This window comes from Oleiphilus sp. HI0043, assembly GCF_001634935.1.
Map to the genome: position 1 here is coordinate 1 of NZ_LWEY01000681.1, position 560 is coordinate 560.

General features: G+C 47.1%; 1 protein-coding gene. It reads left to right on the forward strand.

Features of this window, described 5'->3' with window-relative positions; all coding sequences use genetic code 11:
• Positions 1–412 (forward strand): TRAP transporter small permease subunit (locus A3729_RS08160; protein WP_068633604.1); only part of this gene is annotated, 412 nt, incomplete at its 5' end.
• Positions 413–560 lie beyond the last annotated feature (148 nt).

The window sequence follows — 560 nt, forward strand, 5'->3', positions numbered from 1 at the left end:
TGATGTATCGATCGGTATGCAGGAACTGGAGTGGCATCTCTTCTCTTGCGTGTTTCTACTAGGTATTCCCTATGCGATTCAAGAAAATGCCCATGTCCGCGTGGATATTTTCTATGATCACTGGCAAGACCAGACCAAGGCCTGGATTAACCTCTTAGGTACGCTCATTCTTATCCTTCCCTTCATTATACTTGTGACTCACTTTAGCCTTGGTTTTGCTTATGAGTCTTATCAAATGGGTGAAGGCAGTGGTGACCCGGGCGGCCTACCTCATCGCTGGTTAATCAAGAGCCTGATTCCTTTGTCTTTTATACTGATTGGTTTGGCAAGTTTAAGCATGATCACTCAGGCTCTCCGTGTAATCGTTGGGAAAGAAGCTTACCCAAGAAGCAAAGAGGTCGGCTTGTCATGAGCGGTATCGTCATGTTCGTGGTTGCCCTGCTAATGCTGATGCTGGGCTTTCCCGTCGCCTTTACTTTTGCAGGAGTGGCTCTGGCATTTGGTATTTGGGCAGAGGGTTTTGAGCTGTTTGCTTTTATGCCCTACCGCATACAGAGCAT